The sequence below is a fragment of the Algoriphagus ratkowskyi genome, from assembly GCF_002150505.1.
Taxonomy (GTDB): Bacteria; Bacteroidota; Bacteroidia; order Cytophagales; family Cyclobacteriaceae; genus Algoriphagus; species Algoriphagus ratkowskyi.
On the sequence record NZ_MSSV01000040.1, the window covers coordinates 1 to 10,667 of the forward strand.

Here is a 10,667-nt window from a genome sequence, read left to right on the forward strand (position 1 = left end):
TGAGGCAAACTTCCGTCTTCCGTCTTCCGTCTTCGGTCTTCCTGCTTCCATCTTTCTGCCCTTAGATCAAAACACCAGCAATCCATGCTCTCTCAGGATTTCCCAGACCTCTGAGTCTAGCATTTCTTCAAAGTCACCAAACTGCGACTCGTAACTTTCACGAATAGGTTTTAGCGTATTTAGCTTTTGCTCATACCCAATTGTGTTGAGCAATTCAGAAACCCACTGCCCCAGGTCAAGCGGAAGCTCCATGGCGAAATCTTCCTTTTTCCCAGAAAAAATCAACTCCGAAAGCTCATCTTCCTCGAAAATCTGCAGCTCAGGTTGAGCGCCTATCCATAAAACCCTATTACGATCTTTGTATTCAGGAGACGGCTCGTTGTTTATCTCGTTTGCTATGTAATTCTTGGAAATAGAAGTTTTGGGCACTTTGGCCTCAAACCACTCCTGAAGCGGCACATCAAAGCAGACTCCATGCATGTAATTGAAAAGTGATTTGCGTAAGCCCTCACCGAAAATCTCATGATCAGCTCCAGTAGGATCCTCATGTGGCAGGTCATTATTTGCAAAAGTGCCTGCAGTAGGCATGAGATTGATTGCTCCAAAGGACTTGGGGTCCAGCCCTACCGGACTATGTGCAGTCATAGCGAAGCGATGCCAAAAACCAGACTGAATTTCCCCAGCTTCTATCAATTGCCTCACCATTTCCAGGGAATCAATCGTTTCCTGAGCTGTCTGAGTAGGAAAACCATACATCAGATAAGCATGAACCATGATTCCCGCTTGGGTAAAATGATTAGTCACCTGCGCAACTTGGGAAACTGTCACACCTTTCTTGATCATCTGCAGCAAGCGATCTGAAGCAACTTCCAAACCTCCTGAAACGGCTATACATCCAGAAGCCCTGAAAAGTCGACAAAGATCAGCAGTGAAATTACTTTCGAAACGGATATTCGTCCACCAAACCACAGAAAGCTCCCTGCGAAGAATCTCTATTGCCAGATCCCGCATCAAAGCAGGTGGCGCAGCTTCATCTACAAAGTGAAAACCATTCTCCCCCGTCTGAGCGATAATCTCCTCGATGCGATCGCATAAGATGGAAGCCGTGATCGGCTCGTATCTACCGATGTAATCCAGCGACACATCACAAAAAGTACATTTACCCCAGTAGCAGCCATGCGCCAGCGTCATCTTATTCCAACGCCCATCCGACCAAAGTCTGTGCATGGGATTTGCCACTTCGATCACCGAGAGGTAATCCCGAATCATCAAATCAGAGTAATCCGGCGTCCCCACTTCCCTCTGGGCAACATCCTTGGCAGCATTATTATTGCAATACGTCACTTGACCGTCAATTCTGGTAAAGGTTCGCTTCAACTCGGCAACGGGTATCTTCCCATCCAGATGTTCGAGCAACAACCGAATCGGCGCTTCCCCATCATCCAGCACGATAAAATCTATATAATCAAAAACTCTAGGTTCCTTCAGCGAGCGTAACTCCGTGTTTGGATATCCTCCACCCATCCAAAGAACCAATTCAGGATGGTGTTTTTTGAGGTATTGACCGCATTTGAATGCGCCATAGAGATTGCCAGGAAAAGGAACTGAAAAAGCTACAGATGTTGGTTGGTACTGCTGAATCTTTTGCTCCATTAAGTCACAAAGTAAGGTGTCGATCAGACCAAAATCCTGATCCAGCGCATCATGCATTTCATCAAAAGAATTGGCTGACATGCCTAATCTCTCTGCATAGCGGCTAAATCCAAAGTGCGGATCAATCTGCTCTGAGATCAGATCGCCGATATCTTCCAGGTACAGCGTGGCAAAATACCGGGCCTTATCACGAATCCCAAGCGTACCAAATGCCCATTCCAGATCATCCAACTGCTCAAAGCGACTTGCCTCAGGCAGGTAATCTCCCTCAGCAATCCGGTAAGCCAACGTAGGATTTCTATCCTGCAGAAAAGCAATCACAGGATCTATAGTCTGCAGGTAATTGGCCTTCAGACGGACGATTCTAGCCACGTTATCAGATAGCTCCGGATCATTTGCTTCTATCTCCTGGAATATTTTCTTCAAGCCTGCCTTAGAAAAAAGCTGCAAAATCACTTCAATTCCCAAATCAACCTGATTGGATGCAACACCAATCTGATTGAGGTATCCTTTCAGATAGGCCGTTGCAGGATAAGGCGTATTAAGCTGAGTAAAAGGCGGGGTAATGAAGAGTATTTTTGAAGCCAAAACGATAGGTGGGTAATTTGCGACTGCAATTTCGGAAGAATTGTTAAGTATTGAGTGATTAACCTCAAGGATGCCAGAATCTATGGTCGCTTTGCGTGGCTGGACGGAAGACAGAAGACCGGTGACCGGTGTGACCTCAAAGCTAGTATTTACGATGCCCTATAAAGCTTTTATCACTTGAAAAGTGAGATTTATATGAAGCATTAAATCCATATTTATAAACACCAGGCTCTTTTAATTCTCAAAATAACTTCTGGAAACTTGAGCACCTCCCCTTTTCTTAAGGGTTAGAGCTTGTTCCGAAGGATTTCGGGAGGTATTTAGCTCTCAAAACTATATGTATGTAATTATCTAAAAATTAAACTCTACTTAATTCAACTCCTTCACTGTCAATCAAAAATTACACGAACGCATATTATTGCTTATTTCAATTTGCTAAATTACAACATATGTCTGCCAGCTTTTTATCTAGTAAAGAGGCGAAAGCAATATTAGATTTGTTAGAAATGAAGTATTGAGGCCACTTCGGTCACCCGTCATCGGTCATCGGTCTTTCTAAACAATGAGAATACGCTACTGGCATCATTAGGGATAACCAAAAGACACAACTAGCCATAAATCCAAAACCATGAACGAATTAAAAAAAGAAGATATCGACCAAGGTGTATTTGACCTCTACGATGCTTACGCACACAATAAGCTGGAGCGCAGACAATTTATAGAAAAGCTGTCTGTGTACGCCGTTGGAGGAATAACCGTCGCTGCATTGATGAGTGCTATGATGCCAAATTACCTAGACACACGCACGATCAAGTCCGATGACCCTCGCCTTGCTTCGGATTACATCATGTATGATTCTCCGAAAGGAGGAGGAAAAATCAAAGGCTTGCTTTCTACTCCAACAGGAACTTCTGGAAAAGTACCAGGAGTGGTAGTAGTTCATGAGAACCGTGGACTGAATCCATATATCGAAGATGTGGGCAGAAGAACTGCTGTAGCTGGTTTTATCTCCATGGCGCCGGATGCACTCACACCCCTTGGAGGATATCCAGGCAATGACGACGAAGGACGTGAAATGCAGAGCAAAAGAAATAGAGACGAAATGCTGGAAGATTTCATTGCTGCTTATGAGTATTTAAAAGCACATCCAGATTGCAATGGAAAAGTAGGCGTAGTAGGATTCTGCTTTGGAGGATGGATCTCGAATATGATGGCCGTACGCATTCCTACCTTGAATGCTTCCGTTCCCTTCTATGGAGGTCAGCCGACAGCGGAAGAAACCGTGAAAATCAAATCACCTCTTATGCTTCAATTTGGAGAACTTGATGAGCGAGTAAATGCCGGTTGGCCGGATTATGAAAAAGCACTAGACGCGAACAATGTTGAAAATCAAGCATTCTTCTATCCAGGAGCAAATCATGGTTTTCATAACAACACCACACCTAGATACGATGAAGCTGCTGCAACCTTAGCTTGGGACAGAACGATTGGGTTTTTTAAGGAGAAGTTGGGGTAAGGAACCTTTTTAGATACTGAATCGGAGTGCTGAGAGGTGCTCCTTTTTTTTGTTTGATCTAGAAAAAAATCATTAGTACCATCACCCCGGTCTGTGTCCTCACAGACCAGAACTTGGTAAGAGTCTAGAGAAATTATTTAGACAGTTTTCGTCACTACAGAAGCTATAATTTGGAGAAAAAGAAAAGTAGAGGTATTTTGAAAAGATTATTAAAAATAATGTTATAATTAAATATTTCTCAATGAAAAATACGGATAACACTTTATACCTTTTGTATAGACGAGGTGATTCTGAACACATAAAATCACTTTATGAAAAAGGAGAAGTATATATAAACACAGTTGAGAATATCAGAAAATATGATGATAATAAAGAGAGGTCTGACCCAGATGATGGGATAAAAAAAAGAATCTTTTTGGGAGATACTGAAATAACATTTTGTGAAGATGGAGAAGACATTGAAAAATTTGGTACGACGGTTGATTGTAAAGACACTGTTATAAAATTTGACTCCAAAGAAAAAGGGAATATTTATTGTTTCAGCGGGATTTTCACAAAACATATAACAGGGAAAAGCGAAAATATTAAAATAGACACCAAGTCATTTGGCGAATCCCTCATTGTAATACACAACCCAAAAGAATTTGTTAACAGAATTATTAAAGGGTTAAAAAACAATGGATATGATAATATTAAATATAAGCCGATTGAATATTACCATCATGAATATTCTGGTCAATTAGGCGTTTTTAAAAAGCATGAAATATTTAAGCCTCAAAATGAATTTAGGGTTTTTGTACCCAATGAAAAAAATAAAATTATTAAAATATATATAGGAACAATAAAAGATATATCATCAATTGAAAAAAACAATCAGATTACAATAACATATAATGATAAAAAGAAGCAAACTATCGAAATTTGATATGTTTAAAAGTTCAACCCCTTCAGGGTTGGCATTTATTGCTTTTACGACCCTTAATCCACGGGTTTCACCCGCGGTTATTGAAAGGTTTGACCACTTCGTGGTCATCGGATAATAATGTAAATGACTTTCATAAAAATGATCCTGAAAGGATCGAACTTCTCAATAGCCATGGGTGAAACCCATGGTTTAAAGGATAACTAACAATAAGACAACGACCCCGAAGGTGGTCGAACTTTTGAATATTCAAACATAGAAATAACCCACGGCCACAGATCACCAGTTCGGCTCAGAACATACTCATCTACCTTCCCTACCTAGACATTTCTCCTCGGAGCCTAAATCTCCACCTTCAGAAGGATAACTCCCTTTAATGCTATTTGAACTAATTTTTTTATTTCCTGTGTCTCCAATCCATACTATATCTTTATCAAACCAAACTCTTTGCGGATTGTAGTATTGACTTGGAACATCACGTATTTTTGCTATTAAATTAAAATCATTAGAAACAAGACATATTGCACCTCCTAAAGCACTCACTAATAACAATTTATTCACTTAGCTAGCATACTTATTAATTCAACAAGTTTATTAAATCAACAAGATAGGTTCAATCATTAAAATAATTAATGTAACTAGATGAGATTGACTGGGTCCAATTGTCAAATCCTTTGTTTTTTGACGTACAGCTTACAACAAAAAATAGCTTAATATTGAATACGCTTTTATACAAACTTTTGAATCTAGTTAAAAAAAAATGAATTAATTACTATAAATTACATCAATCTTTGGAATCCAACAGCAAATTATTACTACAGCTAAGAAATTTGTAATTTCTTAGCTGTAGTAATAATTTAAAGTTATCAAAAGTATTATGAAAATAGAACTAATTAAATTCATTTTAATAATTTCCGTATTAATATTAGTGGCTTGTAATGAGAATAAAACAGCATCTTACGAAAAAATAAAACCTTCAAAAATTAAAGCAGAAAAGATTGATCAAATTGATGAGGATAACGATTTTGCAGATTTAGCGGTATATGGAGGTAATCTGATTCTAATAGACAGAAGTCAAGAGGAAATTTTCCAAGTATATTCAACTAATGGCTTTAGAAAAATTGGAAGTTTCGGTATTATCGGAGAGGGTCCAGAAAACTTTAGCTTACCAAAATTTGTTAAAAGTTCTTTTTCCGGTAACATATCAGATGATTTTTGGATATTCGATCCTAACAAAAAGTTGTTGAAAAACATCAATTTGAAAACAACTGATGGACTAGAATATTCTTTTACTGAATCTCGTTTGATAGACCCGAAAGTACTCGGGAGTTTTGATATTAATATTTTGAAAAACGGAAAAATGATAGGTAAAAACCCTATCGATGGGAAAGGGAATTTCTACCTATTTGACCCTTCTAACAAGGAGATTTCCTGGATAGATTTTCACCCTGAAATACCAGAAAAGAATATAGCTAACAAAAACAAGGCTTTTATTTATAATAGTGTATTAATATATAATGAAAAGAACAACAAAATTGTTCAAGCAATGTACTTTTTCAATCAGATTCATTTATACGACCAAAATACTGAAATATTAAAAAGTATAACTATTGGTGATTTAAACATACCAGATTTTTCAGAAAAATCCCATTCGCTAATACCTCCTTCATTGGTCTACAATTTTGTTGATCTGAAAACTACTGACAATTACATTTTTGCATTGTTTCAAGGTATTGAACATGAAGTCAAAATGTCAAAACCAAATAAGGAATTTTATTCTAAAGTATATAAGTTTGATTGGGATGGTAACATAATTGAGATATATGAATTAGAATTACTATTGAACCTTATTGCTTTAGATTCTAAAAATGATAAAATATATGGTCTTCATTTTAATAGAGAAGAAAATTCCCTTAACGCGTTACCTGAAATCTATCAATATAAATTAAAAATAGATTAATACTCGTTTTTTTCTTTATACTCGGCCTTGGTTATTTTTAAAGAGCTTCAATTGTAAGATTTACAAAGTTCGTTCTTCAGTTAGGAGTAAGTTGCTTTTTATTGATGTATGAATGTAGATGTAAGATATCAAGTTCGTTGTGATCATTACCTCATATATATATGCAGTGGTGATTCCCCAAATGAGCGTAGACCAACCCTTTAATTCAACCCTACCGAAATCGCTTTGCTCATCGGAAATGTCGCTTCAGGGTTGGCATTAATCACTTTAACGCTACTTCTCCACGGGTTTGTAAAACAGTAAAAATTTGTTCCTGCCAATCCGGCATTTTTAAATTTGTTTCTTTCTCACTATTAGCACTTTAAAATTATGTTCGTAAATAGGATTAAAGAATAGATTCACATGAAAAATTACAAGCATCTTTTAGGATCATTTTTAATGGCATTGGCCGTGGTCAATCAGAGTTATTCGCAACATATTCAGGAATTATCAGAATTGAGCTCTCTGGTCAAACCCCGCATGCGAGTGATCATCGACAATGATTTTGGTGGTGATCCAGACGGACTTTTTCAGTTGGCGCACCACTTAATGTCACCCTCCGTAGAGATAAAAGGGATAGTAGCATCCCATCTATATGAGCAGGGATTTGGCGGGCCTGGAACCTCGGAGTATGCTAAGGAGCAAGCCATGAAAGTCCTTAAACTACTTAAGTTGGAAGAATCCATACCAGTCTATTCTTATGAAAACCAAAGTATGACTGATGCCGAAACGCCTTTGGATAGTGATGGTGTACAGGCCATTATTACTGAGGCGATGCGAACCGATACTGATTTGCCCCTGTATGTGGTTTGTGGCGGAAGTCTCACTAATGTTGCCAGTGCATATTTGCTAGAACCTAAAATTGCCGACAAGCTGACTTTGATTTGGATCGGGGGGCCGGAATATAATGACTTAGCTACACCTCCCCCAGGCTATACCACATTGGAATACAATCTAGGTATTGATATTAAGGCGGCACAGGTAGTCTTTAATCAGTCAGATCTAAAGCTATGGCAAGTGCCAAGAGATGCGTATCGTCAACCTATCATGTCTGATGCCGAACTATTGACCCGTGTTAAGGGAAAGGGTGCTTTAGGGGATCATTTATATGAGGTCATGAAAAATGCTTTCGGTAAGTTGAGTAAATGGAATGTGCCTGTTGGCGAAGTTTACATTTATGGGGATAATCCCTTAGTACTGTTGACGGCCTTACAATCCTCTTTTGAGGCAGACCCATCATCCAGCTTTTATACCCTTAAGCAAGCACCTACTATCAATGACGCCGGCGTATATGAGGTAAATCTTCAGGGTCGCAATATCCGTGTCTATCAGACGATTGACAACAGGCTCTTATTTGAAGATTTCTATGCGAAACTGGAGTTGCTGGATCAAGGGGAAAACTAAGTCATTCTTCCTAGCATTTTCTGTAGTTTATAGTCAAATTAATCGGTGTGTGTTTACCATTTAGTCGATTGATACTATGTCGATGATGTTGGCCTAATAAATCATATCTTCAAAAATGAAATCTATACTCGTCCTAGGAAGTTTCTTACTTATTTCATCTCTACTATTCTACTGCACCAATCCACCCACAGATTGGTCACAGGAAACTGAAATCACCAAGTGGCCTGATGGTAAGAATGGCGCGATTTCCATCACCTATGATGATGGGATCATTAACCAGTTCACCATCGCAAAGCCTATAATGGATAGCCTAAGCCTTCCGGCTACCTTTTTCATCATCACAGGAAAAGTAGAAGGATCTGGAAAAGGAAAGTTCATAGGCAGGGATCCGAAAACGATCATTGCTGAAACCGCCACCATCAAAACTGATTCTAGTAATTTCTTCGAAAGAGCATCCTTAATTGCTTTCACAGGAACTACCGAAGCTGAGGATTATCATGCGAAAGTAGGGTCACTTTTTGAAGCTGGAAAAGTAGCTGGAGCCTATCAACTCCTAGATGAAGGATATGAAAAAATACGAAATGGCCGCATGAAGAATACAAATGCCGTGGTTTTTCATAACAACTCGGTGGATACCACTTCATGGGAACAATATAAATCATACGAGGCGCAAGGGCATGAAATCTCCTCACACACAGTTACACATCCGAAGCTTGCCGTGCTTGACGAAGCAAACATGCGCTATGAATTGGAGCAAAGCAAAGCTGACTTGGCAAAGTTCATGGGAGAGGATGCTACATTTTCTGCTGAAGGTCCTTATGGAACAGAGAATGAACGAGTGATGGAATACGCATACAAAGTCTATCCTGCACTTCGCAACCGTATGCCTGAGGATTGGCTGGATGAAATCAATCGAGGTAGCAAAAAGCAACCTGGAACGACTGACAAGGAATATGTCCAATGGCAAAGAGGCGCACTCAGCAATACGGGTATTGATCAGATGAAAGCTTGGACTGACACGGTGAATGCACATGACAACATCTGGCTGGTGCTGGTCATTCATGGCGTAGAGAATTACGGATGGGAACCGCTGAAGACAGAGGAGCTAAAACAATACTTTGGGGATGTCAAAGAGAATGAGGATGTTGTTTGGGTGGCCACTTTTGGCGATGTGACCAAGTACCTGCGTGAAAGAAAAGGGACTACAATCCATGCCGAACTTGAGGGAAATGAAATTAACATCACATTAAGCTCAGACTTGGATGCTAGCGTATATGACATTACTCTAACTCTTAAAACATACTTACCCGAGGGCTGGGCCAGCGTTAGTTTGCAACAAAGTGGAAGGAGAACCCCGCTTGATCTTAAGTCAGATGCTAGCGGTAAATATGTGCAGTATTCAATTTCTTCAGCCAAATCTGGATTTCAGCTGGTCAAAGGGAATTAGATTGAGCGTGATCTCTGGATGATTGGTGGAGAATATAATCTCCATGCGTTCCGATGCAACGTCCCCCCCAACCTATCTTCAAATACCTACAGACGAATTGTCACGTTGGGACAAAGCCGTCATCGACACCGATAATTTTTAAATTATAAAACAACTTACATTTCTGTGCTCTCTGCGAAAAACTCCGTGTACTCTGCGATGAACACCCAACTCGGCTTACTAATTGCTAACTTTAACCTTCAACCACTACATTCTTATTTATGCAACAAAACAAATTCAACATAGCCGTATTAATTGATGGCGACAATGCTCAGGCAAGACTACTTAAAGAAATTCTGGAGGAAGTTTCCAAATATGGCAAAGCCACTATCCGCAGAATCTACGGAGATTGGACTACTCCTCATATGAACAGCTGGAAGGAAATGATCAACCTACATTCCTTCAGCCCTATCCAAAAATTTTCCTACACCACCGGTAAAAACTCCACTGACAGCTCCATGATCATCGATGCGATGGACATTTTGCATAGTGGAAGCGTAGACGGTTTTTGTATCGTTTCCTCCGATTCGGATTACACAGGTTTGGCAAAAAGAATCCGCGAAGAAGGATTATTTGTAATGGGAATCGGACGTAGAATTACCCCAAAAGCTTTTGTGCAGTCCTGCGAGATTTTCACATATGCGGAGAACCTTTCTCCACAAGCCAAGGAAGACAATAACAAGTCAGAAGTAAAGAAAACTACAAAAAGCCCTGCAAGTAGCACTCGAAAGAATGTGGTCGCAGAGGAGGAAATCAAGAAGGAAATTCCTGCTAAAGAAAATCAAGAACTTGATTTAGGCGTAATTGACAAGGCTTTTGAAATCTCTTCAGATGAGGAAGAAGCAATTCACATTGCCAAAATCGGAGCATCACTTCGAAAGATTGATCCAAGTTTTGACCCTAGATCTTATGGCTTCAGAAACCTGACAGAACTTTTCAAGAGTTTGAAAAAATATCAGGTGATGAAGAATGAAGTGAATGGATTGAATTATCCTTTGGTGAAGTTGAAGTAGCCTCGATGACGGGTGACCGATGCTGGGTGCCGGGTGTATCCTTCTTGCTAGTGTTAACCATCTCCTGTGTTGCTTTAATTCTACAA

Annotated in this window: 8 protein-coding genes; 6 read left to right on the forward strand and 2 right to left on the reverse strand. The window is 39.5% G+C overall.

Annotation, left to right across the window (positions count from 1 at the left end; all coding sequences use genetic code 11):
* Positions 1–66 precede the first annotated feature (66 nt).
* Positions 67–2,241 carry a B12-binding domain-containing radical SAM protein gene (locus BVH02_RS20855; RefSeq protein ID WP_086503409.1) on the reverse strand — a complete coding sequence of 725 codons (2,175 nt, stop codon included), beginning with the start codon at positions 2,239–2,241 and terminating at the stop codon, positions 67–69.
* A 628-nt stretch (positions 2,242–2,869) separates the two neighbouring features.
* Between BVH02_RS20855 and BVH02_RS20860 the strand changes: the two genes are divergently transcribed.
* Together BVH02_RS20860 and BVH02_RS20865 are read left to right on the forward strand one after the other, a co-directional pair.
* Complete coding sequence (locus tag BVH02_RS20860) at positions 2,870–3,757, forward strand: dienelactone hydrolase family protein (RefSeq protein ID WP_086503410.1); 888 nt, start codon at positions 2,870–2,872, stop codon at positions 3,755–3,757.
* 241 nt (positions 3,758–3,998) lie between these two features.
* Complete coding sequence (locus tag BVH02_RS20865) at positions 3,999–4,682, forward strand: hypothetical protein (RefSeq protein WP_086503411.1); 684 nt, start codon at positions 3,999–4,001, stop codon at positions 4,680–4,682.
* 300 nt (positions 4,683–4,982) lie between these two features.
* Here the strand turns inward: BVH02_RS20865 and BVH02_RS20870 are convergent, their stop codons facing one another.
* Positions 4,983–5,222 carry a hypothetical protein gene (locus tag BVH02_RS20870; RefSeq protein ID WP_143244274.1) on the reverse strand — a complete coding sequence of 80 codons (240 nt, stop codon included), beginning with the start codon at positions 5,220–5,222 and terminating at the stop codon, positions 4,983–4,985.
* 334 nt (positions 5,223–5,556) lie between these two features.
* On the opposite strand from BVH02_RS20870, the gene BVH02_RS20875 reads away from it, so the two are divergent.
* The 4 genes from BVH02_RS20875 to BVH02_RS20890 all read left to right on the forward strand — a co-directional run bounded on the left by BVH02_RS20875 (position 5,557) and on the right by BVH02_RS20890 (position 10,581).
* Positions 5,557–6,639 (forward strand): BF3164 family lipoprotein, encoded by a 1,083-nt coding sequence (locus tag BVH02_RS20875; protein WP_086503413.1) that lies wholly within the window; start codon positions 5,557–5,559, stop codon positions 6,637–6,639.
* Between the two features lie 402 nt (positions 6,640–7,041).
* A complete protein-coding gene (locus BVH02_RS20880) occupies positions 7,042–8,082 on the forward strand; it encodes a nucleoside hydrolase (protein WP_223271940.1) in 1,041 nt (346 codons plus the stop codon).
* Positions 8,083–8,197: 115 nt separating this feature from the next.
* Positions 8,198–9,529, forward strand: coding sequence for a polysaccharide deacetylase family protein (locus BVH02_RS20885; protein ID WP_086503414.1), 1,332 nt, complete (start codon positions 8,198–8,200; stop codon positions 9,527–9,529).
* A gap of 260 nt (positions 9,530–9,789) precedes the next feature.
* Positions 9,790–10,581, forward strand: coding sequence for an NYN domain-containing protein (locus BVH02_RS20890; protein WP_086503415.1), 792 nt, complete (start codon positions 9,790–9,792; stop codon positions 10,579–10,581).
* The last annotated feature ends 86 nt before the right edge of the window (positions 10,582–10,667 follow it).